The 22,940-nt window shown below is 36.4% G+C and carries 38 protein-coding genes; 8 read left to right on the top strand and 30 right to left on the bottom strand.

Annotated features, from left to right (window positions below; translation table 11 throughout):
- Positions 1 to 3 precede the first annotated feature (3 nt).
- Together CCK98_RS12480 and CCK98_RS12475 are read right to left on the bottom strand one after the other, a co-directional pair.
- Positions 4 to 813, bottom strand: coding sequence for a terminase small subunit (locus CCK98_RS12480; protein ID WP_088086883.1), 810 nt, complete (start codon positions 811 to 813; stop codon positions 4 to 6).
- A 65-nt stretch (positions 814 to 878) separates the two neighbouring features.
- Positions 879 to 1,139: a hypothetical protein gene (locus tag CCK98_RS12475; RefSeq protein ID WP_088086882.1), complete on the bottom strand. Its 261-nt coding sequence runs from the start codon at positions 1,137 to 1,139 to the stop codon at positions 879 to 881.
- A 95-nt stretch (positions 1,140 to 1,234) separates the two neighbouring features.
- Between CCK98_RS12475 and CCK98_RS12470 the strand changes: the two genes are divergently transcribed.
- Entirely contained in the window at positions 1,235 to 1,834 is a 600-nt protein-coding gene (locus tag CCK98_RS12470) for a hypothetical protein (protein ID WP_088086881.1), read from the top strand.
- Positions 1,835 to 1,922: 88 nt separating this feature from the next.
- Here the strand turns inward: CCK98_RS12470 and CCK98_RS12465 are convergent, their stop codons facing one another.
- The 4 genes from CCK98_RS12465 to CCK98_RS12455 all read right to left on the bottom strand — a co-directional run bounded on the left by CCK98_RS12465 (position 1,923) and on the right by CCK98_RS12455 (position 3,610).
- Positions 1,923 to 2,540 (bottom strand): hypothetical protein, encoded by a 618-nt coding sequence (locus CCK98_RS12465; RefSeq protein WP_088086880.1) that lies wholly within the window; start codon positions 2,538 to 2,540, stop codon positions 1,923 to 1,925.
- A gap of 122 nt (positions 2,541 to 2,662) precedes the next feature.
- Complete coding sequence (locus CCK98_RS35295) at positions 2,663 to 2,815, bottom strand: hypothetical protein (RefSeq protein WP_179195784.1); 153 nt, start codon at positions 2,813 to 2,815, stop codon at positions 2,663 to 2,665.
- A 53-nt stretch (positions 2,816 to 2,868) separates the two neighbouring features.
- Positions 2,869 to 3,048: a hypothetical protein gene (locus tag CCK98_RS12460; protein ID WP_088086879.1), complete on the bottom strand. Its 180-nt coding sequence runs from the start codon at positions 3,046 to 3,048 to the stop codon at positions 2,869 to 2,871.
- A gap of 292 nt (positions 3,049 to 3,340) precedes the next feature.
- Positions 3,341 to 3,610: a hypothetical protein gene (locus CCK98_RS12455; RefSeq protein ID WP_088086878.1), complete on the bottom strand. Its 270-nt coding sequence runs from the start codon at positions 3,608 to 3,610 to the stop codon at positions 3,341 to 3,343.
- 1,282 nt (positions 3,611 to 4,892) lie between these two features.
- Between CCK98_RS12455 and CCK98_RS12450 the strand changes: the two genes are divergently transcribed.
- Positions 4,893 to 5,654, top strand: coding sequence for an MbeD/MobD family mobilization/exclusion protein (locus CCK98_RS12450; protein ID WP_088086877.1), 762 nt, complete (start codon positions 4,893 to 4,895; stop codon positions 5,652 to 5,654).
- A gap of 14 nt (positions 5,655 to 5,668) precedes the next feature.
- Here CCK98_RS12450 and CCK98_RS12445 read toward each other — a convergent pair whose 3' ends face one another.
- From CCK98_RS12445 to CCK98_RS35290, 6 genes are all read right to left on the bottom strand, one after another.
- Positions 5,669 to 6,130, bottom strand: coding sequence for an ArpU family phage packaging/lysis transcriptional regulator (locus tag CCK98_RS12445; protein ID WP_088086876.1), 462 nt, complete (start codon positions 6,128 to 6,130; stop codon positions 5,669 to 5,671).
- A 51-nt stretch (positions 6,131 to 6,181) separates the two neighbouring features.
- Positions 6,182 to 6,658 carry a hypothetical protein gene (locus CCK98_RS12440; protein ID WP_088086875.1) on the bottom strand — a complete coding sequence of 159 codons (477 nt, stop codon included), beginning with the start codon at positions 6,656 to 6,658 and terminating at the stop codon, positions 6,182 to 6,184.
- Between the two features lie 2 nt (positions 6,659 to 6,660).
- Positions 6,661 to 6,930, bottom strand: a complete 270-nt coding sequence (locus CCK98_RS12435; protein ID WP_088086874.1) for a hypothetical protein — start codon at positions 6,928 to 6,930, stop codon at positions 6,661 to 6,663.
- Positions 6,931 to 7,263, bottom strand: a complete 333-nt coding sequence (locus CCK98_RS12430) for a nucleoside triphosphate pyrophosphohydrolase family protein (RefSeq protein WP_088086873.1) — start codon at positions 7,261 to 7,263, stop codon at positions 6,931 to 6,933.
- Positions 7,264 to 7,471: 208 nt separating this feature from the next.
- Positions 7,472 to 7,921 (bottom strand): hypothetical protein, encoded by a 450-nt coding sequence (locus tag CCK98_RS12420; protein ID WP_088086871.1) that lies wholly within the window; start codon positions 7,919 to 7,921, stop codon positions 7,472 to 7,474.
- 9 nt (positions 7,922 to 7,930) lie between these two features.
- A complete protein-coding gene (locus tag CCK98_RS35290) occupies positions 7,931 to 8,104 on the bottom strand; it encodes a hypothetical protein (RefSeq protein ID WP_179195783.1) in 174 nt (57 codons plus the stop codon).
- Positions 8,105 to 8,248: 144 nt separating this feature from the next.
- Here CCK98_RS35290 and CCK98_RS12415 point away from each other — a divergent pair, with 144 nt between their 5' ends.
- Positions 8,249 to 8,329: a YjcZ family sporulation protein gene (locus CCK98_RS12415; protein WP_088086870.1), complete on the top strand. Its 81-nt coding sequence runs from the start codon at positions 8,249 to 8,251 to the stop codon at positions 8,327 to 8,329.
- Positions 8,330 to 8,579: 250 nt separating this feature from the next.
- Positions 8,580 to 8,777: an aspartyl-phosphate phosphatase Spo0E family protein gene (locus CCK98_RS12410; RefSeq protein ID WP_088086869.1), complete on the top strand. Its 198-nt coding sequence runs from the start codon at positions 8,580 to 8,582 to the stop codon at positions 8,775 to 8,777.
- Positions 8,778 to 8,963: 186 nt separating this feature from the next.
- Here the strand turns inward: CCK98_RS12410 and CCK98_RS12405 are convergent, their stop codons facing one another.
- From CCK98_RS12405 to CCK98_RS12335, 18 genes are all read right to left on the bottom strand, one after another.
- Entirely contained in the window at positions 8,964 to 9,173 is a 210-nt protein-coding gene (locus tag CCK98_RS12405) for a hypothetical protein (RefSeq protein ID WP_088086868.1), read from the bottom strand.
- Between the two features lie 155 nt (positions 9,174 to 9,328).
- A complete protein-coding gene (locus tag CCK98_RS12400) occupies positions 9,329 to 9,556 on the bottom strand; it encodes a hypothetical protein (protein ID WP_088086867.1) in 228 nt (75 codons plus the stop codon).
- Positions 9,553 to 10,131 (bottom strand): hypothetical protein, encoded by a 579-nt coding sequence (locus tag CCK98_RS12395; RefSeq protein WP_088086866.1) that lies wholly within the window; start codon positions 10,129 to 10,131, stop codon positions 9,553 to 9,555. The genes CCK98_RS12400 and CCK98_RS12395 overlap by 4 nt, the downstream gene beginning before the upstream one ends.
- On the bottom strand, positions 10,109 to 10,249 hold the full coding sequence (locus CCK98_RS35285) for a hypothetical protein (protein ID WP_179195782.1): 141 nt from the start codon (positions 10,247 to 10,249) through the stop codon (positions 10,109 to 10,111). The genes CCK98_RS12395 and CCK98_RS35285 overlap by 23 nt, the downstream gene beginning before the upstream one ends.
- Before the next feature lie 3 nt (positions 10,250 to 10,252).
- Entirely contained in the window at positions 10,253 to 10,486 is a 234-nt protein-coding gene (locus CCK98_RS12390; RefSeq protein ID WP_088086865.1) for a hypothetical protein, read from the bottom strand.
- A 24-nt stretch (positions 10,487 to 10,510) separates the two neighbouring features.
- Positions 10,511 to 11,797, bottom strand: coding sequence for a DnaB-like helicase C-terminal domain-containing protein (locus tag CCK98_RS12385; protein WP_088086864.1), 1,287 nt, complete (start codon positions 11,795 to 11,797; stop codon positions 10,511 to 10,513).
- The gene (locus CCK98_RS12380; protein WP_088086863.1) at positions 11,778 to 12,635 is read right to left on the bottom strand and encodes a replication protein; all 858 of its coding nucleotides are present in this window, start codon (positions 12,633 to 12,635) and stop codon (positions 11,778 to 11,780) included. Before CCK98_RS12380 ends, CCK98_RS12385 begins: the two co-directional genes overlap by 20 nt.
- Before the next feature lie 15 nt (positions 12,636 to 12,650).
- On the bottom strand, positions 12,651 to 12,860 hold the full coding sequence (locus tag CCK98_RS12375) for a hypothetical protein (RefSeq protein WP_088086862.1): 210 nt from the start codon (positions 12,858 to 12,860) through the stop codon (positions 12,651 to 12,653).
- Positions 12,861 to 13,604, bottom strand: coding sequence for an MBL fold metallo-hydrolase (locus CCK98_RS12370; RefSeq protein WP_088086861.1), 744 nt, complete (start codon positions 13,602 to 13,604; stop codon positions 12,861 to 12,863).
- Between the two features lie 3 nt (positions 13,605 to 13,607).
- Positions 13,608 to 14,507, bottom strand: coding sequence for a RecT family recombinase (locus CCK98_RS12365; RefSeq protein ID WP_088086860.1), 900 nt, complete (start codon positions 14,505 to 14,507; stop codon positions 13,608 to 13,610).
- A 14-nt stretch (positions 14,508 to 14,521) separates the two neighbouring features.
- Positions 14,522 to 14,674 (bottom strand): hypothetical protein, encoded by a 153-nt coding sequence (locus CCK98_RS35280; protein ID WP_179195781.1) that lies wholly within the window; start codon positions 14,672 to 14,674, stop codon positions 14,522 to 14,524.
- Positions 14,671 to 16,185: an AAA family ATPase gene (locus CCK98_RS12360; protein WP_088086859.1), complete on the bottom strand. Its 1,515-nt coding sequence runs from the start codon at positions 16,183 to 16,185 to the stop codon at positions 14,671 to 14,673. The genes CCK98_RS35280 and CCK98_RS12360 overlap by 4 nt, the downstream gene beginning before the upstream one ends.
- A gap of 4 nt (positions 16,186 to 16,189) precedes the next feature.
- A complete protein-coding gene (locus tag CCK98_RS35965) occupies positions 16,190 to 16,714 on the bottom strand; it encodes an AP2 domain-containing protein (RefSeq protein ID WP_218780153.1) in 525 nt (174 codons plus the stop codon).
- A gap of 14 nt (positions 16,715 to 16,728) precedes the next feature.
- Complete coding sequence (locus CCK98_RS12350) at positions 16,729 to 16,980, bottom strand: hypothetical protein (protein WP_088086858.1); 252 nt, start codon at positions 16,978 to 16,980, stop codon at positions 16,729 to 16,731.
- Positions 16,981 to 16,986: 6 nt separating this feature from the next.
- Positions 16,987 to 17,142, bottom strand: coding sequence for a hypothetical protein (locus tag CCK98_RS35275; protein WP_179195780.1), 156 nt, complete (start codon positions 17,140 to 17,142; stop codon positions 16,987 to 16,989).
- A gap of 4 nt (positions 17,143 to 17,146) precedes the next feature.
- Complete coding sequence (locus CCK98_RS12345) at positions 17,147 to 17,431, bottom strand: DNA-entry nuclease (protein ID WP_088086857.1); 285 nt, start codon at positions 17,429 to 17,431, stop codon at positions 17,147 to 17,149.
- 194 nt (positions 17,432 to 17,625) lie between these two features.
- On the bottom strand, positions 17,626 to 17,934 hold the full coding sequence (locus CCK98_RS12340; RefSeq protein ID WP_088086856.1) for a hypothetical protein: 309 nt from the start codon (positions 17,932 to 17,934) through the stop codon (positions 17,626 to 17,628).
- Between the two features lie 142 nt (positions 17,935 to 18,076).
- The gene (locus tag CCK98_RS12335) at positions 18,077 to 18,328 is read right to left on the bottom strand and encodes a helix-turn-helix transcriptional regulator (RefSeq protein ID WP_179195779.1); all 252 of its coding nucleotides are present in this window, start codon (positions 18,326 to 18,328) and stop codon (positions 18,077 to 18,079) included.
- 221 nt (positions 18,329 to 18,549) lie between these two features.
- On the opposite strand from CCK98_RS12335, the gene CCK98_RS36810 reads away from it, so the two are divergent.
- The 4 genes from CCK98_RS36810 to CCK98_RS12315 all read left to right on the top strand — a co-directional run bounded on the left by CCK98_RS36810 (position 18,550) and on the right by CCK98_RS12315 (position 22,916).
- On the top strand, positions 18,550 to 18,933 hold the full coding sequence (locus tag CCK98_RS36810; RefSeq protein WP_306298936.1) for a helix-turn-helix domain-containing protein: 384 nt from the start codon (positions 18,550 to 18,552) through the stop codon (positions 18,931 to 18,933).
- Positions 18,934 to 19,068: 135 nt separating this feature from the next.
- Complete coding sequence (locus CCK98_RS12325) at positions 19,069 to 20,295, top strand: type I restriction endonuclease (protein ID WP_088086854.1); 1,227 nt, start codon at positions 19,069 to 19,071, stop codon at positions 20,293 to 20,295.
- Between the two features lie 132 nt (positions 20,296 to 20,427).
- On the top strand, positions 20,428 to 21,444 hold the full coding sequence (locus tag CCK98_RS12320) for an ImmA/IrrE family metallo-endopeptidase (protein ID WP_088086853.1): 1,017 nt from the start codon (positions 20,428 to 20,430) through the stop codon (positions 21,442 to 21,444).
- A gap of 53 nt (positions 21,445 to 21,497) precedes the next feature.
- Positions 21,498 to 22,916 carry a recombinase family protein gene (locus CCK98_RS12315; RefSeq protein ID WP_088086852.1) on the top strand — a complete coding sequence of 473 codons (1,419 nt, stop codon included), beginning with the start codon at positions 21,498 to 21,500 and terminating at the stop codon, positions 22,914 to 22,916.
- The last annotated feature ends 24 nt before the right edge of the window (positions 22,917 to 22,940 follow it).

Raw genomic sequence — 22,940 nt, 5'->3', positions numbered from 1 at the left:
AGCCTACCAACCTTTTGTTTTTTCTTCTCGTTCCCTTAACTCAACGACACGCTTATCTAATTCATATTTCATATGATTTAATTTCATTTGCTCCTCTGCCAGACGATGCTTTTGCTGATCCGACAGTAAGTCAGTGTATTTCTCTAACTTCTCTAAAGCCTTCATCTTGTCGTGGAGCTTCAAGGTTATCCCATCTTTACTCTTCTTAACCTCACTAATGATAGTCCCGTCTACTTCATCCATATCTTTAAAAAACATTTCATTAGATGATTCAAGCTTAGGGACAATCTCTTTAACGGTCCCGTCCGGATTCAATAAGACTTCCATTTGGTCTGTCTTAACGTCACGGCGGTAGAAGGTAATGAAATCAGTAATGTCTGCAAAAGCAATGTCAATGTACTTTTGAAGCACCGACATACCGTCTAAGAATAGCGCCTGTTGTTGCTCGGCTTTTAATCGGTTAATTTCAACGGCTATCTTAGGATTGTTAAGGTGACGATGTCCTTCGACAGCTGCTGTTGTATATGCACATCCATAAGCTTTCTGATAAGCCTTTGTTGCGTTGTAATACTTGAGATAGTGCAGGCAAAAAAGCTTTTGTTTTTCGGTTAATTCATCAGATAAAGTCACTGGTTTAATGGTTGCATCCTTTTTCTTTTTAGTGGTTGCATCCTTTTTTGTAGGATCCCTCGACCATCCTTCACGGCTCTTTCTACTTTTAAGTGTACCTAATTTGATTCCGTATTTTTCGGCAAGCGCCTTTAATGTGATGGCTGTTGATTCATATTCTTTTCTGATTAAACTCCACTCCATTTACATAGCACCTACCTCCCGAAATCTATTTGTTTTTAAAAATTACTCATTAACGGCTTCATTTACTAAAGCCTACCTGTACGCCTATTATCTAATACAAGTTGTCCACTTACTGCTTTTGCAATCTCGTTGCCATCAAGTTTAATAACACTAACATCAAAGGTATTAGCCATGTTCTTTTGCTGCTGTTCCAATTCCTTTAATGCTTCAGTTGCTCTCTTCGCCTCTCTTGTTACTGCTTTTAAACCTTTCAACGCGTAAGAACAATCCACATCAATCTTTACCTTTAATGCGCCAAAGTTTGTCTCGCGCTTTTTTTCAGTCATGTCACAACAACTCCTTATATTAATTTCTTGATATTATTTGCTTGTCTTCATTACCAGATAATGTACAATTTAAAGAGAAAGTGTGGTGAAAAGAAATGGATGATAAATTATCTTTAAAGGAGAAGTTAGAAATAACTGTACAAACCGGATTACAATTAATCCCATATGTTGGTGGAGCCCTTTCAACTGCTTACTTTTCAACAAAACAAGAAAAAAGGTTTAAAAGAGTCGAATCATACTACATAGAAACTGCAGATAAAATAAATCAGCTCCAACTTCAACTGCCTCCTATAAATATTCACGATGAAGATAGCTTGACTTCATTAATTGAACATTTAAATGACAAAATTGAGAAGGAACATTCTGATAAAAAAAGAGAGTATTTTAAAAACTTCTTTATCAATATGCTTAGAACTCCAACATTAGAGAATAATTACGATGAGAGACGAATTTTTCTTGAAGCACTTTCAGATATAACCATTCTTGAATTTAACGTTCTCTTGTCTTTTTCAGAAGAACATAAAGCAAAAACAATTCTTAATAATGATGATGATGTTATTGTAGGAGCAAAATCAAGACTTGAAATGTTTGGTTTCCTTGAAGGTCAATATATGTCATTTTTAGGTGGCACAACGGTTAAGTCATTATTAATTACTCCGTTTGGAAAGAAGTTTATTAATTTTTGTTTAGAATAAAGTCCGAGCGCATTTCGGGCTTTTTTAATTTCATTTCCTTCTCACAGCTCCATTCCTTACAAATAAAAAAGCACCCTAACTAGGATGCTTACTCATCTTCCTCATTATGATTAAATAGAACAGGTAACTTTAATCTTTCTCGTAATATTATTATTTCATCAGTTATTAGATCAATAATTTCATTATATAATCTATTTACTTTTTTATCTTTTTTCTCTTTCGATGCCCATTTTAATTCAATAAATTTTGAATACATTACTGAGTCGCCATAAATAACATTTTGATTCATAAGAGATAAAAAATGTTTTTGTTGGTCATTATTTAAATCAGAAAAACTATGTGCACCATACTGGTGAATAAATTCCGCATTTAAAGCATCGACGGGGTGATAAAAATTGAATAACCTCTCTTTTGAAGTTTGCAAAAACACCTCTTGTTCCCTAATTAGATTTTGTTCGGCAAGTGTTTTGTTTATACCTTCAGTAGAAGATTTCACCGTAATATTTACTCCAATAAGAGTTAATGCACCTGAAATAACTCCCCCAAGAATAGCACCCCAGAATGTTCCTAATGTAGATATCCAGCTATTTTGATCACCCGACACTGGAAAAATATTAATAAACATTAAGATATTTATTAATATTGGAAACAATATCATAATTGCACCTATAGACATTAGAAATTTGTTAATTCTTTTTTTATCCATCAATCATTATCTCCTTTCAATATAAAATTCGATAAAAAGTGATAAATTCCTTCTCATTTCCTTCTCACCGCTCCATTCCTTACAAATAAAAAAGCACCCGCAATGGATGCTCCTCTTACATATTAACCACCTGGCTTGATTCCTTGGACAATAGCTTTCGCCTTATCTCCACCCGGTTTAGTTCCTGTATAACCTCTTAATCCACCTGTACCTGGATCTTCTAAACGATATCCACCTGGTTTAGGTCCTGCATAACCCCCTACTTTATCACTCATATAAATCCCTCCTTGTCTTAATTATATACGACATTAAGGAGATAATTCCCTTCTTATTTCCTCCGGACTGCTCCATTCACTCGTTTATAAGTATCTCGATTCATTCCCATAAGTACTTCCCAGTCTTTTTGACTAAGATGTTCTTCCTTCTTCCTCGATTTCTTTTTAGGAGAAGAACGCATTTTATTTAACTGCTGCTTTTGTTCTTTGGATAAATGATCTGCAATCCGCATTTCCTCACCTTCTTTTACAAAATAAAAAACACCTGTTTATTACAGATGTTTTAAAAGACAATCATTCCTTGCAAATGATGTTGCAAGTATATTTCTTTATATTTTTCTTTATATTTTTCTTTAGAGTTTTCGCTCTAATGAAGGAAAAATTTTTATCGTCCTACAGGTGTGGTACGATGACGTCCTACAGGTGTAGTACGATATCGTCCTACAGGTGTGGTACGATAAACATCGTCCTACAATTGTGGGACGAACAAGTTTTCTGATTAAATAAGCACTCTATAAAAGATGCTCACCGTCTATTCGATCTAGTCTTATACATATATCCAGACCTCATAAGTTTATGAAGTTCGTCATTGCCTCTGCTCTTAATGACGTTCGTAACGAATTCTCGGTCAATCTTTAATTTTTCCGTTACCTTTCCAATGCTGTTCGTAATGGCATATTCCTTAATGATTTCCTGTTCAACCGTATCGACAGGATAGGACTCAACCAAAGTAACATAGTTCTGCAGCTTAATAATTTCATTCTTTGCTCTTTCAAGCGTCATCAATTTTGTCATTTACTACCTCCTCCTTTAAAGGAAATATTCGACAAAAGTTTACAACCGCCTATTATTAGTTGTTAATGTTTTGTGACAATATTAAAAGCACCCTCGAAAGGATGCTAGTAAACTTTATGTGGAAATAAAAATATGCTACCAATTACAATTACAACTACAAATCCTCTTCTAAACCACTTTAGATCAATATTTACTTCTACTTGCGCTTTTTTTACTTTTTGTTCTTCACCTAAAAACTCGTCAAGTGGGACTGTTTGTATTCTCAGGTTGTCTCAACTCCCATAGGAAAGATGTCATATTAAATAGATATTTAGCAGGACTTATCCGAAATACCAATTAATAATTATTTCCTCCTCATTGCCCCTCTAACTCGCTTATAGGTATCACGTTTAGGATTTAAGCCCTTTTACGCGTTTTAAAGAGCCGTGCACCTCTCGCCAGCCTCTTTGTGCACGTGACCTTCCCTATATTCAGAGGACCCCCAAATAAAAAAGCATCCTAAGGGATGCCTGAAAAATGATGCGAATATTCCTCTCTTTATATAAGCAAAATAGAAATGGGAGGTGATATCGCATGCTGCAGATTAATTTAAACATTGAAATAAATGCAGGAAAAACACTTTATTTCGTTTGTGTAATCTGCTTTTTAATATTTAAATGATTTGTTTTGGAAATGCTCTAGGGCCTAATCTAGGGCATTTTCATTTATAATACAAATGTATTATATCTATATTATGTCATTATTTCTTGCTTTTATTATTAGATTAATTAATTTTAAAAATCACCTCTTTATGACATAGAAAAACAGCTGAAGGTTCTAGCTATACCAGCTTATCAGGCCTATACCTTTGAACGAACTCTTCCGGCTGTGCTGCTTATATATCAGCTACCACTTACTGCGGCTGGTAACAAACCGTCTCGATCCACACCTTGGGCAGTTGAGATCACTGTTTGCCCAGGAGGCCTAGTCAGGGGTTATGGGTATAAGCTGCGGACAGTCTATGAAGGACCTGCCGCAACCAGGTGTGGAGTAGCAAAGTTTAGGATTTAGCAATTAAAAAAGGAACTGATAAGGTTGTCCCTTAATCAATTCCCGATGATATAAATTTACCATGTTAGAAAGCAATCAACATAAGTATTTTTTACAATTATCCCCTAAATTTTTAATAAAATATTTAATTTAATTTTAAATTTATGTCGTCCAATCATTTCCAAAAAATTGAAAGAATTCACTTTTTCATATAGAATATCTATATTCATATTATTTTTTTAGGAGGATTACTTTGTCTGCAATTAGTCGTACTTTTCTTATAGAGATTGAAAAAAGGTTAACCACAAATTCCTTTCTTAGTGAAGATTTTATTATTACTTCTGAAAGTGAAGAACAAGATAATGCAGTCTCTGTAAAAATTAAATATCTATATATTCCAGATTATTATTTTGTTGTCTACATTTCTGGAAACGGATCAAATTTCGAGGTAGAGTACTGTCCTGGAATGATTATCAAAAAAGAAATTACAGAATGTAAGAACACTTACAACTTTTACTCAACTTTAGATAAATGGTTATTTAATATAGAAAAAGAAATGCAAGCGAGCCCAATCGTAAGAAAATTAATGGAACATGAAGATATATTAAAACAATTTCAAGAAAAAATTCATCAAATGGAAAATGCAGATAATTATTTTTCAACAGTTGAACAAGACGATTACCTGCAACGCCTCGATAAACTTGAAGAAGCTTTTACAAAGAAATTAGAAGAGGATATCCAAGAAAACGATGAATTAAGTGAACAAATCGCAAAACTTAACTCTGAAATTAATACGCTTAAAACACAATTAGATGCACTATCAAAGAAAAATTGGTTCTTATCCCTTTCGACTAGATTGTTTACTTGGTACAAGAGAAATCCCTCTGCCGCAAGACAGTTAGCCGGCTTTACAAGGGAGTTGCTTCCTCAAGAAGCAAAAGACGCTGTTTCACAAGAGGCACTTGATCAACTCCTCTTGCCAGTTGACAGTACTGCAAAGCAAACGGTTGAATAGTCAAAAAAAAGCCACTACTCTGTGGCTTTTTTACTTTCTTTTGTAACAGCAATATTCAAATTTAAAGCAAGTCTATAAAAAGCTTTCCACCTAATTTTGTCATAGGTCATCGCTGAGATAGGTGGCTGAAACTTATGACAATATACACTGTAATCAGTTAAATACTCACTAACGTCTGTCATGTACCTAGCCTCGATTAAAAACCTTTCCATAGGTGGAAGATGCTTTACTGCTCTTTCAGTACGGAAACAGAAATGTTTTCTTTTTTCTTGCTCATCAACATTATAAATAGCGATTTCCCCTGTTTGGTCACTCGTCTGATTTGTTGGGCCGTGATATCTTGGGGTGCTGCTGGCTGTCACGGAAGCTTCACGCTCTTCAAATGTCAGATACTTAAAAAGGCGATATTTTAAAAGATGTTCCTCCACCTTCCGTTTTGTTGCTTTTCTATCTAGTTCCGGAAGTTCAAAATCCAAATTGTTCAACCCCTTTAGGAGCTTCCCCGGGAATAATCCCGGGGCCTTCTGCTAGTTTAATAGGTCGCTATCCAAATCATCTTCAATTTCTTCTTTCACATCATCCAGCGTTAATTGATCTGGTTTAACCTCGGCGGTACCATCAGGATTGATCTTGTATTCCACACCTTCATGCGGGCCATCCTCGAACTGCTCAGAATCATAAAATTCCTCAATACTCATTTGTGATTCTGCAACGTGAAGCGTCACATCTGACCCGGCTTTCCTATAAAAGTTAAATGATTGGTCTGCTGATGTGTCTCCTTTTACAATAAATTCTAATGCTGTTTTCTTGCTATCTTTAGTGGTTTTGCTGAATTCGCAGGTAAGCTTCTGCTCAATGCCCTCAATCTGCAGCTCAACCACTTCACGAGTCATTTGGTTAATCTCAGGCTTTTTTTCGTCCTCGCCTTTTACATAAAATTGAATAAGCTCTTTTTTACTATCCTTGGTTTGTTTATTAAAATGCGCTTTGACGGTTACTTGCATGATTAATTCTCCTCTCTGGATTTAGCAAATCGATTGGCAACTTTTTGTTTTTGTTCCTCAGTATAAACTCGTTCTTTTTTCATGCTGACCATTTTCTCTGATAACTCACATTTGATTGCAACCGGTCTATCTCCGTCCGATTCTAAGGTCAGAAACTCCGTTAATTTAGATAGTTTTCGAATGTGTTTTGGTACAGTCGAGTAAACGTTCCACTTACCTGTACTGTTGTCAAAAACCATTGTAGTTTCTTGTTCTTCTCGGGAAAAACCCATTTAGGAATCTCCTTCCCGATTCAAGCTCATTTCTTTATCAAAACCATTAGGATATCGTTTCATCAATTTGGTTACATTCATGGTTGCTACTTGCTCCAGTGAAAATCCTGCTAATTTTGCAAGGTTAGCAATATACCATAAGCAATCCCCAATTTCTAAAGCAAGATCATGACGATTTATTTCATGGCCGTGAAAAACACCTTTCTTTAAAATGTCAGAAACTTCACCCGTTTCTCCACTTAACCCCATTGAGTAATTGCATAGAGCCTGCGGCTGTGATAATTCCTCATTATGCGTTCGCAAAGCCAATTCCTGATATTCATTTAATTTCACTGTTCCCCACTCCTTTAAAACCATTTATTCAAATCGCATTCAATATTCGTTTCTCTGTATTTCGTTTTTAATTTTTCATTATCATCAATTCTGAGTTTGTCGGTCATTGATTCTAGCTGTTCTTTTCCTTTCTGAGCACTATTAGTCTCGAAAGTTCTTAAACACCTACAACGGGTTTTATGGCATTTTGAATCAGCTGTCACCAAACTCACTCCTTTAATTGACACTTAACGAAAAGCTTTTGATACAAATCCTTATCATCTTTCAAACGTCCGATTTCTTGAGCAAGACGTAAATTATGTTCTTCCAGCTCTAAACATTTAGAAACTCTATCTTTAATTTTCAAGTCACGGATTGTTTCTTTGGCTTGTAAGAGCTGTTTGTTCAACCATATGTTTTCTTCTTCCAGTTCACGCAAATCATTCTGTAAAGCCTGCATTCGTTCTAATGCTGCATAAATATAATGGGTTTGATCCACGTTCTCTTGCATAGCGTGTTCAATAATTTCCTCGTTGCTCCAAGAGGCTGTTGTAAAGGGCTCCGGGTATTTCTTGGATCCTTTTACTATTTGTCCAACCCTAACTTTCTCTCGATATTGATTAGCGTCTTGATAAAACGGATGGTTTAAATGCTTTTGTTCGTTTTGGTCCGTTTTCATATATACACCTCACTTCACAAAAAGGATTTTTATTTCATTTTCTGCTTCTGTTAATCTGCCAAACTTATATCCTTCGATTAGGACATGCTTTTCGTGATCTGTTAACTGGCGGCGCCATTGTTGCTCCAAGTAGTAAATAACTTCGTTGTAATACATATGAGGATAGTGAAAGGGTTTCTGCATCGATTTATCCTCCTTTTTTGCGTCATTATTTGTTCGTAATGTGCAATACACTAATCTATTTGATATAATTCCATGTTTGTCCATTTCGGTATCAAGATATTTCACATAAGATGTACAAGCTTGAAATAAAGGGGGTGAGACCTTATGCGCAACTTTGCTTTAATTGTTGTCCTCTTCATCCTATTAATTATTGTTGGTGCGTCTTTAATGGGTGGTAGTTACTAATTAATAAATAGGGTTTAAGCACCATGCCCAAATCTAGAATCTAACACCTTAATTTTTAGTGGAAGTGTGTTTTTTCACGCTTCTTTTTTGTCGTCTTTTCCATCAATTGTACAGTTTTCTCGTATTGTGCAGTTTTAACCTATGTCTAATTTCGACAACATTTGTCGAATCTATTTCATAATCCGAAATTTATTCTATAATGTTTTAGTGTGATAAAATCAATAATTTTATCTAGGAGAATTTTAAAAAAATGAACAAATATACACTTGAATTATCCTTGTTAAAACGTATAAATGTAATGAAAGAAACATTGGTGAATGTTGCAAAAAGTAAAGGTATCAATAGCCCTGAAACAATATCATATAGCCAAGAATTAGATAAATTACTAAACCTACATATGAAGCATGTTTCTAATTACGATAAAGATAGAATAAGCAAAGCCTCATGAAGTATAAGAATTTAGTCAGGAGTTTCCTGGCTTTATTTTTTTTATACATTCACAATAATTGACATTTATTTACTTCACAATATGGGTCAAAGGCACATCATTTCTTCCGTCCAATTTCACTCAAAAAACCAAAAGCAATGATGACCCCTAAGGTTGTCCACCAAGGATGCTGATATACAACTTCCATTAATTTTTCCCTCCTTTTTTAGCTCCTCTTTTGCTGTTTTTATAATGCGGCTTCCGGTCCTTAGCAGCAGCATCTTTGAGTTTCTTAATCACTCTTCCTAAATGCCTGATTGTTTTATCCTTATTGATATTGGCCCGGCGCAACTGCTTATTCTGTATGGTCACATTGGCAAGTTTTTCCGTTAGTGCCTGGTAATCGATATCGTCCATAAGCACATCTCCTAAACAGTTTGGAGTAACCTATTAAATTTTGGTTATTGCCTGACTCGCCTTTTTCCTACATTCATGACAAACTCGTTTTTGCTCAATCACGACCGTTTTATTGCTAGCCAATACATTTCCACACCTGCTGCAACTAACTAATTTCATGCTTCTTCAACCTTTCTCATTTTCGCAATCCAGCAACTGTTTTCGGTATTTTCAACAAAGATTTTTCTGTTATAAGAATCCCGGGTAAAGGTTTTTCCATCGCTTTTTAGTTCCGTTAGTGGAAAGATAAGGACAAATCCTCTTTCCTCCAGGTCTTTTATGGCTTGTTCCGCCTCATGCTTCCTTTGACGGTGGATGGTGACAGGGAAATCTTTTCTTCTCATGCTTTAGCCTTTTTCTTTTTTGCTTTTGGTTCTGGATGTAAGATTTGCTGAATCACTTCTGCTTGATGTTGTGGTAATAATCGGAATATATTCTGCTCCATCCATATTTCTTGAGCAATTTGAGCCAAAATGTAAGCATCCACTACGTTGTCGCTCTTATGCTCAAACGAATAATGTTCCAAGACTGCTTTCATAACAACTCGTTTTTTCTGTGGTCCTGTTAGGCGTTCTTTTTTACCTACTTCTCCTGTCCAACCAGTAACATTAACGAATTTTTTTACGGCATTCGGGGCAACTTCATAATAGGGAAGTTTTCTCTTAAACAATTCGTTTCTTATGCCGTGGTGCAATCCTCCTGCAAACATGGCACGCTGAGTATCAAAGGGAAAACCTTCTATACAAATAAAGTCGCCGGGCTTAACATGGGCTATAACTTCATCGATAAGAGTAGACATCCTACGCAGATCCTCAGAGCCAACGCCAGTAAGCTCTTTAGCCCGGACGACCTGTCCTGATTGATCTATTGCGATAAACCCTGTTTTAGTTGATGGGTCAATTCCTACAAAGCGAGTCATCACCTTTCATCCTCCTTCTCTGCAATTCTTTTACAGCTGCATACCGTTCAACTAATCTATTATTCTCGTCCAAGGCAATTTCATAGAGTTGCTTTTTAGTAGCTGTTGAATAGTCCATTACTCAGTCATCCAAATCATCGTAGGGTGTTTTTTTTTGTTCCAAACGTCTTTCTGCCTTTAATTCCTTTATCATGCCATTAGCGACCCTTAATTCTTTGGACATTTCTTCGAGAGCCTTTTGCTGTTCCTCATAAGAAAGAATTAAACTCCTAATTTCATTTGCATTTCCAACAAAGATCTTTGAACCATTATCATTAAGGTATTTGTTTTTTATCGCTTCAAAATCAAATGTCATTTTGTCTGTCCTCCTTCACTTTCATTATTTAATTTCATCTGGAATTTCGGTGAATTTCTGTTTCCAGTTCATGAAAAGAAGCTTGAACTCATTAACACCGACATCGCGGCCTTTAGCGAAGGTTTGAATGATTATTTTCCCTTGTGTTGTTTTTTCTCCCTCACTCCACAAGAATTCAACAACGTCTGCATCTTGTTCAATGGAGCTAGATTCTTTTAGATCAGAGAGTAATGGCCGTCCTCTTTTATCTGATTCCCTTGTCATTTGGGACAACATCATGAAACAACAATCCATATCCATGGCAATTTGTTTTGCTTGTCCAGTCACACGTCCGATGGCTAATGCTCTTGTATCGCCTTTGGTTTGAGGGATATTCATGATTTGCAGATAATCAACAACAATCATGGCAATCTTTCCGTATTTCTTTTTAAATTGCTTTGCTGTTGCTTTAATCTCGTCAATGGTTACACCAGAAGAATCTTGCATGAAAATAGGCAAGTGCACATATTCGTCATAAGCAAAATTGACTAAAGATTGTTCCTTTTCATTCAAGTTTTTCATTTTGATTTTTTGGAATGCTATTCCTGTCTGTGCGGACATCATTCGATCCTTTAAAGCATTTCGTTTCATTTCTTGACTCCAAACAAGAACGCATCCCTGATTTTGTTTAGCCACACCGTATATTCTTTGCAAAGCTAAGGCAGTTTTCCCTACAGACGGCCGGCCGGCACTGATAAATAGCCAACCTCTCCATAAACCTTGTGCCCATTTGTCATACTCATCGAATCCAGTTTTAATAAATTCCGCCGGCGTTTTGAGGTGTGTATAATACTCTTCTTTTGTTTCGGAAAAATTAAGCATTTTTGCATTATCCTGTGGCCTCAGTTCGGCTATTAGGTTTTCAATATTCGAGAAAAACTCCTCATCTGTTTCGTAATCATCCCTAGACATGCCTGAAATAATATCGCCCATGTTTCTTGTTCGTCTTTCCATGGCTTTGGAGCGAACGATCCGAGCGTAATATTCAGTATTTGCCGTAGTAGGACAGGATGCTGCTAGTTTTGAAAGGTACGAAACCCCACCCAAATCCTCTACGTTTCCGAATTTAGCTATTGCATTGGTTACGGTGATTATATCGACAGGTTGACCTTTCTTTTCTAGGTACCTCATAACCTTATAGATCGACTGGTGACGCGGGACAGAGAAATCACGTTCTTCTAAAAAAGTGATATCGTCCATAACTGAAGCTTCAAGGAAGATCGCACCCAGCACCGATTGTTCAGCTTCTATGTCATGTCCAGTTAAATTCATCTGGATTGCCTCCATTCGCACACCATTTTTGAAACTCAATATCTTTATCTCTTGTATCTAAGTGTTGAATTGGTTTTGGTATTTTATTTTTTTGGGAGTTTTTCATTTTAATAGCAAGTTCACTGAATTTCTCCCGAAGCTTTTTAGCAGATAAAACATTTGTTTTCCAAAATGCATCTTGTGTTACCCAATCCATTACTGCTTTTGCCAAATGCTTGTCTACTCCATCATTTTCAATCAGCTTTCTAAAATCATCTGCCCACTTTTGTAGATTAACTTTTTTAATTAAATGTCCTACGCCAGCTTCATTCGCTACAGCTGAAACTTTATCAAAGAAGTAAAGGGCCATTTTAAAATAACTGCTGTCCTCGTCATACGTTTTTTGTTGACGAGTATTTTTTTTAATATTTTCTTTAATACTTTCTTTCTTGGTACCACAAATGTGGGACGATATCGTACTACAGGTAGTGGACGATGATGTACTACTATTGTGGGACGATGATTGATGTACTACATCTGTAGGACGTTCTTGCCATTCTTCGTAGTTCTTGTTGAAGCTCAAAACCCTTCCCCTCCTTGAACCGATCCCAACGATACTAACAATCTTGCGTTCTATTAAAGCCGTGAGTTCTCGGTCGACATGACTCTTCCTGGTGTCTATCGCTTCAGAGAGAAAAGTAAGTGATAATTCGTGCTGTTTCCTACTGAAGCCATATGTATAGCGCCATATCACCAAGACAATTCGCATTTGCGTACCGTTGAGATCGGTTTTTGAGATGTGTTCTAATATCTCATTAGCAACCTTGGTATAACCTTTTTCAGTTTGTGGGTTTGCCATGAGTAATCATCCTGTCTATTTTGCTTTCTCCAATTCTCTGTATCTATCAATTTCTTTACAAGCTGTTTTCAAGGTCCTGGATAAGAGTTGAATGTGAAAGTTTACTTGTTCGAGTACTTTGTTTTGTTTATTGATTATTTCAGTTAAATCAATCACTTTTTCCTTTTCTTTATTAAGCCTAGCAATGTAATAAGCTTCGATGCTCTCCCACTCTGCTTCTTCCACTTAAATCACCTCTAAATGATAATGTGTACCAACTTTAAATCCTTTTCTTGCTAATGCTCTTTTTACCGTCATTTCAGCCAGCGCAGGCATGTTGTTATTGCTTGATAGATGTGTCAGGTATATTTGTTCACCGAGACCTGAAATTAGCTTAGAAAGCGTTTCTGCGGTTTGCTCATTACTCAAATGTCCAATGTGAGAAAGTATCCTGGCTTTAACACTGTTGGGATAATCAGATACTTCAACCATATTAGGTTCATGGTTAGCCTCGATAATGTAGATGTTTGAAAATTCCATTGTGGCCAGCATATTTTGATCCACATGACCTGTATCTAAACAGACGGAACACTTCTGCCCTTTGTAATCACTGAGAACGTACCCAAGGGGGCTGTATGCGTCATGGTGAGTTTTGAATGATTCGATGTACCAATCATCAATGTTTATATCCGAGCCTGCTTTAATTGGTCGCTGTAAGTCCTCTTCCACGCCTTTTAGGGATTTCCATTCACCATCAGCAGCATAAACAGGAATCTTATATTTGTTGGCAAGTGGTAAGCCTTTGACGTGATCTGAGTGAGCATGTGTTATTAAAATGGCTCTGATGCTATCTGGACGAATACCTACATCAAGAAGCCGTTTCTCAACCTTCGTTTTGGCTATTCCTACATCCACTAGAATAGTAGCTTCAGAGGACCTGAGAGCGATGCAATTGCCCCCGGATCCCGATGCTAAGATATCTACTTTCATGGATTAATCCAACATGTCGCCATCACTGGCTTGTGCTTCCTGCATTTCGATGTGCATGTCAAGTAATTGGCTTAAACCAACAAAATCGGAGAGTGAACCTTTAAAATCTTTAATGTGCTTTTCCACATATTCCGTTTGATTTTCTTTGTCGATACCTAACTTTTTGAATTTTTTAGATACCTCTGTGCGGACTGCTTTCAACTTTGCAGCTCCTTCGTCTTGCGGTTGTTGTTGAGGATGAACATCAATCACATCGTGGTTAGGAGTGATATCTTTTCGCTCTTGTGACTTGTACACTGGAATTGTGTTTTCCTGTGAACCATTAGTAATGGTTTCATCATCAAATTCAAGACCATACTGCTTTTTTAGAGCACGTTGCTGTACATGTTTTCCAAACATATCTGATGTCCATTTGTTCCAGTTGTCTTTGTTTTGTCCTGTAAACATATGGGCCACTTCTTCGATGTCCAATACAACAGTCACTGGACGGTGCCCATCTCTGTATGCAATAGAATATGCACCGATAATCTTGCCTCTTGGAAAGCCGATCTCATGTAAAGTAACTTCTAATTCTTTTGTTTCTTTATTCATTGCAATTTTAAATTCATCATTTTCATGGACCATTTGCGTATCAGGTGGTTGAAATCCTTCCATTGCCCTGGCTTTTGCTAGGTAGGCCTCAGCTGCAAACTGAATGCGAGCGGTGTTTCCGTATTTGATGAAAAAGATTTCGTTTTTAAACGGATCCAAACCATATGAAGCTGCTTTGTGAGCAAATAATAAAAACTCAGTGTCTGTAGCTGTTGGTGCAATTGATGTGCGGATAACTTCCAGCACAGCCGGTGCAAATGCTTCTGAAATTTCCGGTGTTAGTGGTAATGTTGCTAGTTGATTTTTTGACATAATTTATTTTCCTCCTAAACAAAAATAGTTTTTGTGGTACCTGTTTCCCGGTGAACCAGAATCATTTGGTCAGATTGGTTTTTAACAACCAACCAATTACCTGGATTTAATCCTGCTTCTATAACTTTTTTCTTTTGGTTTCGCGTTGGCCTCTTACCGTTTTTCATGCACCCACCTCAATTTTTAATTCCTGCCCAGCGACAACTCTAGATGTAATCAACTGGCCATTCGGTTGTTTAAAGCTTGTAATCGATTCGGCATTATCAACAAAACAAGGAGTAATGATCCCGCTTTGCTGACTAAGCACATCACGAAGTTCTAACCCTGCACGGATGCCTTCGGATAGCGATAATGTCCTGTAAGGCTTTTCATTCATTTCAATTTCAAAATCTGGTTTAAATTCTCCATCGCCTTTGTTTTGCTTGAACAATCTGATTGAAAGTGTTGTGAATAAAGCTTGTACTTTTTCAGCTTGCAATTCGGCTGATTTTGCATTAAAAGCCTTTATGCTATCTAGGACAAAAATTGAATCGTTTAAGGACTGTAGGATCTCTTTTTCGTTTTTCTTAGCAACATCCACTTGGGTTCGAAGGTGCTCGTATTCATCAACGGTCCTAATGGCATTAAGTAATGACTGGCGATTGGATTCTAATTCCCTAACGTGTTCGAACTGTTCAGACACATCAATGTATTCCATCTCCGCAAGCTGGTTTTTCAGTTCATCACGTTGTTTAATCAGGTTGTTATGATTCGCCTTGTATTGCTCGATACGAGTTTCTTTATCTGTTTTAACAGCTTCCACCGAATCTTCATCAAGCGGTCGTTTGCAGGTGCGACAAGTATCTTCAATGGCCTCGTTTTTAAGTGCCGGCCAACGCTCTTTTGACATTTCAATTTGGTCCTGCAACCCTCTTAATTTGGATTGAGTAGTGTTATAGACTCGGTTCTTATCACCAGCAGTATCTGTGACTCTTTCAATCTCTTTAATTTGTCTTTCATATTGACTAATTTCAGCCTTTAATGACTCAACAGGGGCATTTACACTCGGTAAACGTTCCAGTTGTTCCAGAATGGTTTTAGTACGGCTTTGCGCAGCGATATATTCTTTGTCTTTTTTGTTTTTGTTGTCTCGATGTATTTTGTCAATATCAATTAAGTTATGTTTTTTTAGCAAGGTTCCTAATGTCTCAGCTTGCAATTCTGGTAGTTTCTTAAGTACTTCCTTATTCGCAGGTGCAGTTACATATTTTAATAGCATTTCCCTTTGCTTATCCCATTTAAGAGTGAAGAAATAGGATGGATTAAAAAGCGAGAGAAACAGATCTTTATCAAATAATTGCTCCACAATTTCATTGAATTCTGTTGCTTTCGAAGGCACTTCATTAATGTAATAGCATGCTTTTCCCTTCTTTAACCCGCGGCCGAGTAATAGTGATTTTCCATCAACCGATAAAAGAAGTTGTACTAAAGTTTCTTCAGCTGCATAAGTTAGTGGTGTAGGGTCCAGCTTTCCCCCGAACACGTCTGTGCCGTATACTGTAAATGTAATTGCTTCTGGAATGGAGCTTTTACCCATTGCATTTTCCCCTGTGATCTTAGTGGTCTCGCCAAAGTTCACTGTAAGGTCACAGTGGGATTTATAGTTTTGTAGAGTAAGAGATATAAATTTTATAATCATCCTTTTACCTCGCTTTCATTGCTTCTTTTGAAAATGGCATGTTTCTTGCTCTTGCGTCCATGACAATACGTTTTGCCTCTTGAATATCATCAAAGTACCCAAGAAAAATATCCTTACCATTTAACCCAATTTGCGCTCGCCATTTTTTATGTTGTTTGTTCCAATACACTCCGCGTATACCTGATTTACTTTGTTTATGCGCTCCGTTTCGATTTTGCTGGTTTTCTGCATTTGTTAATAATCTAAGATTGCTTTTCACGTTTTCTAATGTTTCATGATTGTAGTGGTCAACATGGATATTTTTTGGAGCGCCTAAAATCCAACGGTGCATTATAACCGTTCCTTGCTTCGAGTTGCCTACACAATAAAAACCATTTATACTTGGGTCCCAACGCGCATACCACTTATTAGGGAATTCTTGCACCCTAGGTAAATCCTGTGTATCAATAAACGTCTCCAGCGGACCGTATTTTGGACTATTTAAAAATATTGCCGTAACATCCCCACGAACTTCATAATCATTCTTCAAGAGGCTCGCCTCCCTTATAATTCAGCTAGTTCCTGTTCTAGCCTTTCGATTTCTTTTATTGCAGCATTAACGAAAGCAAACTTAAATTCCTCCAATAGTGGTTTATCAGTTACTTGAATTGATAAACAATCACGCATTCCGAAAAACTCAACTTCTTCGCAACCTTCGATGCTTAGAGCTTTTCCAGAAAGTTCGTCGATTGCATTTACAATCTCCCTTGCTTTCTTAGACTTTTCTTCCATTAACTCCAATGTTTTGCGATCCATTTATCCTCACCTCCTTAAAATCATTTCTCCAGGACCCAAATCGTTAATTTTTTCAGTACCACATTGTGGGCAGCAAATACCTGACTGGTCCTCCAAAGCCTGCTCTACAGAAAACACCAAAATACAATCCTCACATCCATAAACATGAACCGGGATATTCACTTATTCACCTCCTTGAAACGCAATGTTTATTTAGCCTTTTGTAGTAACTGAATTTACCTTGTTTTTTTAACATAGATACTTGAGTTGCTAAGCTAGTTTCTGGCCTTCCTAGAGCAAAAGAAATGGTCCGAATATCGTCAAAATCAAAGAACCTACACAAGTATTCAAGCTCTTCTTCGGTGTAACGTTTTCCATTGTTAAAATGAAAATCCGGATGATAGAGCATACGACCTTGTTTATCGAACCGAAGACCATCTTCTAGATCTTCCTTCAGCACTTTTTGTACCATTGCCCATTTGTTCACCTCCTTCGTCTTCTTTTGGCATTAAGCCAAATGCCCAAAATAGGAAGTACCCTGTAAACACCCCGACGAAAAGTATCACTCCAGCAGCGATGTACCCGATATGAACCAACTCCTTAACTTAGAACTCTTTTCGTGCACCAAATTTTGCAATTTAGCTAAAAAGGAAAGCCTGGTTAGGCTTATCGAAAAAATCTTAAAGTTATTGCTTCCATGGCTAATTTCTTGTTGTAATCATCTAAATAATCCATCTCCGATAAATTTACTTTGTTGCTATCGTTATAAAGGTGTAATGCTAAGTTCAACATGAACTTTTCAGATTGGGACCATGGAGCCGCTGCCCTTTTTAAAGCTGTAATTTTGATTGATCCATTCTCTAAATCAAAATATTTTGTGGTAAACAAACTTTTTAACTTAGAGCTATTCTGAAATAAGTGAATAACTCCTTTCCAGTAGCGATCTGTCGCAAGGTAGTTTGGAATTGCGGCCATTTTCAATCCCTCCTCGAGAGTTCCTTTTCTCTTTTCCGCTTTTCCAGCTCCTTAGGTAGCAAATCTTTTAAAGCGATATCGATTAGGATTTTGGATTGTTGCTCATTCAACCTTATTACCAAGTTGCTTCCTCCTTCCAAGGTTAAAAGTTTATGTTAGAATCATCATTCCCTTTAGGTAACACTTCATCAAAAATAAATAGCTGTTCAAAATCAGCTCCGGCACACGTTTTTAAAATTTTGGCAATAAATTCATTTCCTGGGTTACGAAGTCCTCTAAACACTCTGTAAACTTGTTCGTAAGAAACGCCCATTTCTTCCGCAAGAGCCCTTTCATCCCAACCTTTAAACTTCATATATTCTTTAACTTTCTCAACATTCAATGTTAGTTTCACTGCATCACCTCCCATTCGTTACCTCTTGGTAATAATATAGCATCATCGTTACCAGTAGGCAATAGATAAACCCAATAAAATTACAAAAACTTTTCGATTATGTAATATTTACCGTTTTTACCTACGGGTAATACTTTTGATAACAAACCATTTACCTACAGGTAATATTGTATTTAAATATAAGTATAAGTAGATACTATTTTCCGATTGAGGTGAAAAAAGTGAATTCGGAAGAAACAACCGAAATTGGAGCCTACATTAAAAAGATAAGAGAATCAAAAAATTTAGGGGTAAACCAATTAGCTCAATATGCTGGGGTAAGTGCTGCTCAAATTTCTAGGATAGAGAATGGGAAAAGAGAAAATCCCAAGCCTGAAACGCTTGCAAAATTAGCGAAAGCATTAAAAGTTGATTATGACGAATTAATGAGTAAAGCTGGCTATATTGATACAGATGAAAAAAAGAAAAACGAAGAAATCAACACCGCCTTCCACGATTTTGACAATTTAACGGATGAAGAAAAAGAACATTTAGAAATCCAACTTGAAATTTTCCGGGAACTGAAAAAGAGGAAAATGACTAAAGAACGCAACGAAGATAAATAAAAAGACACCAAGACCTATATTTTTTTGGCTAGGTGTCTTTTTATTTTGGAAAAACATAAGGACTTTTTTCACACGAACATGGGATTACATAATGATAATGTAAAAATTAATTAGGGGCGAAGGAGAACACAAAAAGTGAATCTTATTGAAACGTTAGACACATTAAACAAAGTTGTTAATGACAACAAAGATTTAATTAAAAATGAGGAATCAACGAAACAGTTTTTAATCTTACCTCTCCTCAGGGGACTTGGATACGATATATATAGCCCTCAAGAAGTAACACCAGAATTCACTGCGGATTTCCATAAAAAGAATGAAAAAGTTGACTATGCTATTTCTATTAATGGTGCACCCAAAATTTTTGTTGAAGCTAAATCTGTAAACAATAAAATTACAAAAAGCGCTCCACAACTTAGTAGATATTTTAGTACTTTTCCTAGCGTTCGACTAGGTATCTTAACAAACGGAGTAGAATATCATTTTTTTACAGATCTAAATGACGCAAATATAATGGATCCCAAGCCGTTTTTTGTTTTTAATATTACAAACTATACTGATGAAGATTTTAACAATTTGATTAAGTTTTCTAAAAACCTTTACGACTATGAAAGCATAAAAATTATGGCTGAATCACTTATTTACTCTCAATCTTTTAAGTCAGTAATTAAGGAGATTTTCGATACTCCTAATGACGATTTCATTAGATTTGTCATAAAAGAACGTTTTAAATTTAAAGTTACGCAGCAATTTATTAATACTGCTCGGCCTCTAATCCAAAAAAGTATCCACGAAGCTTTATCTGAATTAATTAGTGAAAAATTTGAGAATGTTATGCAAAACCAATTGGTACAAGAATCAGCAGCAACTGACATTGCAACACAAGAGGAAAAACGGGTGTATTATTCTCCAGAAGAAATTGAATCGTTAGGTTCCTATGAAGACTTTGAGGGAATTAGGATAGTCCTTCCTAATTCTGAATCATATAAAAAATTAATGAAACTATCAACTGATGTATATTCAGTTGACAAAGGCAATCCAATAAGTGATTTTTTTGTGTCCTCTGTTCTAATGCAAGGTAGTTCTATTGTTGGATATTTGATCGGACAATATTATAATAAACAAGAAGACACTACACTTTACACAGTAAAATCGAATGAAATTGCTAAATTCTTATCAGAGAATCCAATCGTTGAACAAACTGGCTTTATTAATGCAAAGTTGGGGTACAGAACCAATAAAAATAACAATGAGAAAACATACTATTTGAGAAGTTGCTTAACAAATCTTTCTTTTAAAGATATACCAAATTTAGCTTCAAAAGTTGATAACCTTGATGAATTTTTTAAAAGTATTCAGTGAATAAATTAATAAATATGATTTCAGTAGTTGCATTTCTAAATGTCCATAATATGGGCATTTTCTTTTTATTGTAAAACAGAACATATATTCGTATAATAACAATATAATTGATTAGTTTTGGAGGAATGTACAGTGCTAAGTGGATATACTCTCACTGAAACCGAACGGAAAATAGAAAAAATGTTCATGGAGAGAAATATTTTAACCCCTTCTGATTTAGCTATTCGAAATGTAGCAAATCTTTTTCAAATAGAATTAGACTTTTCAAATAATGGTCCGCAACGGGCGATTTGGGAAGATGATTTTTCAGTGATTTTTTTGGATCCTGACGAAACTGAAGAAAATCAAAGAAAGGTTTTCTTTCATGAACTAGGTCATCCCATGTTACATTGTGGGGACCAAACCAAGAATATGAGTAAAAAATTTAGGGAGCTGCAAGAAGCTCAGGCAAATCAATTTCAACTTTATGCTGCTATCCCCTTTTTCATGCTAAAGGAGCTTGAACTCCCGCCCCTCGAGTATCAGATTATTAAGTTGATACAAATGGTATTTAAAGTTCCGGAATCATTAGCAAAAAAGAGAGTGGAACAAATCAAACGACGGATTCTTCAATCTAAAATAGATGTTCGTTTACCTAATCTACCTATCCCGCCTACAAAGATTGCTGAAGAAAAGGAGCAATATGAAATGGAAACTTATCCTTTGTTAGAAGATTTATTCTCACCAAATGAAATCAAACAATATTTCTCCACTAAAGTAAAAAGAAAAAACAAGGTCTATTTTGATGTTGATGAAGGTCACCCTATTCCCCGTTGGTATTGTATTGAGGTGAATCGTGGTGAAGTGAACTGGGGCAAGAAAATGCATCTTTTTCCTATTGACGATGAATTTGAGTTTTTACCCATTTCGGAATTTCAAAATAGTGACTCAGATGCACATGTAATGGAATTGTTTCTTCATCCCTCCTATCCAAATGATTTTGCCATCAATTTAAAGGCCATAAAGAAACAACTAAATTTTTTTAATGTGGATCCTTATAACATTAATCGAATGATCATCGATGCGAATTATTTAGAGCATTTACTTGATTTGAATATATTCGGAAATCGATTAATGCAAGTAGTCAATAACGAGGTAACCAATAATTAACACGTACTGACCTTTTATTTTAGTTTTATAATGGTTGATGGAGGTGAGAAAACATGAAAGCAGCATTATACCCCAGGGTTTCAACTGAGGAACAGTCAAAAGAAGGATATTCTCTTGCCGCACAATTAGACAAAATGAGAGCCTACTGCTTTTCTCAAGGCTGGACAATTTACAAGGAATATGTTGAGGAAGGCAGATCAGCAAAGGATATGGAGCGTCCCCAGCTACAGTCGTTATTATCAGATATTCCTCATTTCGATGTGGTATTGGTTTACAAATTAGACCGTCTATCCAGAAATGTTTCGGATATCAATATTCTTCTAAACACTTTCGAAAAAAATAAGGTTGCCTTTAAAAGCGTCACAGAGCCCTATGACACGACAACAGCTCAAGGCAAACTGTTAATCAATATCTTTGCTTCTCTTGCCCAATTTGAACGAGAGCAACTGGCAGAGAGAACTTATATGGGGATGGCTAGAAAGCATGAGGAAGGTTCCCGTAATGGAGGCCGTGCTCCTTTTGGTTATTATCTGGACGATCAAGGTAAGTTGGCTATTGATGAAGTAGAGGCGAAGTGGGTACGATGGATGTTCGAAGCATTTCATACCAAGGGTAAGAAGATGATCACTGAGGAACTAAATAAGAACGGGATACGAACAAGAACAGGCGCTCACTGGAATCATAGTGCTGTAGACTATGTCGTGACCAATCCTGTCTATTATGGAGCTCTAAGGTGGAATTACCGTACGAAGCAAGGCAACCGTACCTATGAGGAAGTGATTGTGGAAGGTAATCACCCTGCTATTATCACCAAAGAAGTTTACGAAGAGATTAAGAAAACACGGAAAGATCGTAAGAATACAGGTTGGAAATCGAGGACCGTTTACCCCTTTTCCTCCGTTTTAAGATGCGCCCGCTGCGGACATTCCATGTCAGGTGGAAAAAGGAATCGAGCTGACGGAACCGTGCACCGGTTTTATAAATGCTCTGGCCGCTTTGAATATAAAATTTGTGATATGCCTGTAATTGCTGAGGATACCATTGAACAAGAATTTATTAAATCTCTTGAATATCTACCAGTTGAAACCGACGCTCCTGATCAGCAAGAAGTTGATATAAAAGAAATCAAGAAAGAACTAAAACGGATTGAAGAACGGAAAGCGCGCTGGAAAGAGTTATATGTGGATGGGGATCTAACGAAAAAGGATTACAAAGAAAAAATGGATGCCGAAATAGAAAAAGAGAACGAATTAACTCGCTCTCTCGAAATTAACCAAGAAACTCCAACATCTGAAGTGATTAATACTATCATCGAAAACATTAAAACCAAATGGCAGGATATCTCGTTAGAGAATCGAAAACGAATCTTAACCACCATTTTTGATACGGTACAAATCGAATGTCTCAAATCCCACTCTGGTGGTTTGGGCGAACGGCCAGTAATTGAAATCAAAGAAACCACTTTTAAATAGCCTTAACACAGGCTTTTTAATTAA

Origin of the sequence: Bacillus sp. OV166 (assembly GCF_900177675.1) — a bacterium.
In the GTDB taxonomy this organism is placed as follows: domain Bacteria; phylum Bacillota; class Bacilli; order Bacillales; family Cytobacillaceae; genus Neobacillus.
Note: the sequence above shows the minus strand (reverse complement) of the source record. Positions and strands in the feature narration are given on the sequence as shown.

Coding starts and splice junctions, on each gene's coding strand:
- CCK98_RS12480 (WP_088086883.1), bottom strand. CDS start 813: ATGGAGTGGAGTTTAATCAGAAAAGAATATGAATCAACAGCCATCACA.
- CCK98_RS12475 (WP_088086882.1), bottom strand. CDS start 1,139: ATGACTGAAAAAAAGCGCGAGACAAACTTTGGCGCATTAAAGGTAAAG.
- CCK98_RS12470 (WP_088086881.1), top strand. CDS start 1,235: ATGGATGATAAATTATCTTTAAAGGAGAAGTTAGAAATAACTGTACAA.
- CCK98_RS12465 (WP_088086880.1), bottom strand. CDS start 2,540: ATGGATAAAAAAAGAATTAACAAATTTCTAATGTCTATAGGTGCAATT.
- CCK98_RS35295 (WP_179195784.1), bottom strand. CDS start 2,815: ATGAGTGATAAAGTAGGGGGTTATGCAGGACCTAAACCAGGTGGATAT.
- CCK98_RS12460 (WP_088086879.1), bottom strand. CDS start 3,048: ATGCGGATTGCAGATCATTTATCCAAAGAACAAAAGCAGCAGTTAAAT.
- CCK98_RS12455 (WP_088086878.1), bottom strand. CDS start 3,610: ATGACAAAATTGATGACGCTTGAAAGAGCAAAGAATGAAATTATTAAG.
- CCK98_RS12440 (WP_088086875.1), bottom strand. CDS start 6,658: ATGCAAGTAACCGTCAAAGCGCATTTTAATAAACAAACCAAGGATAGT.
- CCK98_RS12435 (WP_088086874.1), bottom strand. CDS start 6,930: ATGGGTTTTTCCCGAGAAGAACAAGAAACTACAATGGTTTTTGACAAC.
- CCK98_RS12420 (WP_088086871.1), bottom strand. CDS start 7,921: ATGAAAACGGACCAAAACGAACAAAAGCATTTAAACCATCCGTTTTAT.
- CCK98_RS35290 (WP_179195783.1), bottom strand. CDS start 8,104: ATGCAGAAACCCTTTCACTATCCTCATATGTATTACAACGAAGTTATT.
- CCK98_RS12415 (WP_088086870.1), top strand. CDS start 8,249: ATGCGCAACTTTGCTTTAATTGTTGTCCTCTTCATCCTATTAATTATT.
- CCK98_RS12410 (WP_088086869.1), top strand. CDS start 8,580: ATGAACAAATATACACTTGAATTATCCTTGTTAAAACGTATAAATGTA.
- CCK98_RS12405 (WP_088086868.1), bottom strand. CDS start 9,173: ATGGACGATATCGATTACCAGGCACTAACGGAAAAACTTGCCAATGTG.
- CCK98_RS12400 (WP_088086867.1), bottom strand. CDS start 9,556: ATGAGAAGAAAAGATTTCCCTGTCACCATCCACCGTCAAAGGAAGCAT.
- CCK98_RS12395 (WP_088086866.1), bottom strand. CDS start 10,131: ATGACTCGCTTTGTAGGAATTGACCCATCAACTAAAACAGGGTTTATC.
- CCK98_RS35285 (WP_179195782.1), bottom strand. CDS start 10,249: ATGGACTATTCAACAGCTACTAAAAAGCAACTCTATGAAATTGCCTTG.
- CCK98_RS12390 (WP_088086865.1), bottom strand. CDS start 10,486: ATGACATTTGATTTTGAAGCGATAAAAAACAAATACCTTAATGATAAT.
- CCK98_RS12385 (WP_088086864.1), bottom strand. CDS start 11,797: ATGAATTTAACTGGACATGACATAGAAGCTGAACAATCGGTGCTGGGT.
- CCK98_RS12380 (WP_088086863.1), bottom strand. CDS start 12,635: ATGGCAAACCCACAAACTGAAAAAGGTTATACCAAGGTTGCTAATGAG.
- CCK98_RS12370 (WP_088086861.1), bottom strand. CDS start 13,604: ATGAAAGTAGATATCTTAGCATCGGGATCCGGGGGCAATTGCATCGCT.
- CCK98_RS12365 (WP_088086860.1), bottom strand. CDS start 14,507: ATGTCAAAAAATCAACTAGCAACATTACCACTAACACCGGAAATTTCA.
- CCK98_RS35280 (WP_179195781.1), bottom strand. CDS start 14,674: ATGAAAAACGGTAAGAGGCCAACGCGAAACCAAAAGAAAAAAGTTATA.
- CCK98_RS12360 (WP_088086859.1), bottom strand. CDS start 16,185: ATGATTATAAAATTTATATCTCTTACTCTACAAAACTATAAATCCCAC.
- CCK98_RS12350 (WP_088086858.1), bottom strand. CDS start 16,980: ATGGATCGCAAAACATTGGAGTTAATGGAAGAAAAGTCTAAGAAAGCA.
- CCK98_RS12345 (WP_088086857.1), bottom strand. CDS start 17,431: ATGGTACAAAAAGTGCTGAAGGAAGATCTAGAAGATGGTCTTCGGTTC.
- CCK98_RS12340 (WP_088086856.1), bottom strand. CDS start 17,934: ATGGCCGCAATTCCAAACTACCTTGCGACAGATCGCTACTGGAAAGGA.
- CCK98_RS12315 (WP_088086852.1), top strand. CDS start 21,498: ATGAAAGCAGCATTATACCCCAGGGTTTCAACTGAGGAACAGTCAAAA.